Below are 555 nucleotides of genomic sequence, written 5' to 3'. Positions count from 1 at the left end.
GCGTTCGGCCCAAAGATCGAATGTGTAGTGCAGGTAAACGTTGGCGAGCAGCGGCGAAATCACCGATCCTTGCCCCGGGCCCCTGTCGTCCACGGTTACGACCCCGTCTTCGAGGATGCCCGCCTTCAGCCATTTACGGATCAGGCGGATGATGCGCTTGTCGCCGATGCCGGTGTTCCAAAAACTGGACCAGCCAGTCTTGGCTCACACTTCCGAAAAAGTTTTGCACGTCGGCGTCAAGTATCCAGTTCACCTTCCGCGTGGTGATCGCTACCGCCAGGGCGTCCAGCGCGTCATGTGGCCCCCGGCCGGGTCGAAACCCGTAAGAGAAGCCGACGAAGTCGCCTTCGTAGATGGCGTTGAGCACCATGACGGTCGCGCCCTGGACGATTTTGTCTTCCAGAGCTGCGATCGCCAGCGGTCTCTCCCGGCCGTCAGCCTTCGGGATATACGTCCGGCGTGACGGTTGGGGCCGATACGCTCCTCGGTGGACCCGAGCGTTCAGATCCTCAAGCCGAGGCTCCAGGTCTGTCTCGAAGTCCTGCCATGTCACAC

At 61.3% G+C, this 555-nt stretch carries 1 pseudogene; it reads right to left on the bottom strand.

The features are described 5' to 3' along the window. Positions 1 to 555: pseudogene (locus AC5ZGW_RS46825) on the bottom strand (reverse transcriptase domain-containing protein); the annotation flags it as partial.

Source organism: Bradyrhizobium sp. Crot121, assembly GCF_059512385.1.
The sequence above is the reverse complement of the archived record's forward strand: the minus strand, read 5'-3'. Positions and strand labels throughout refer to the sequence as shown.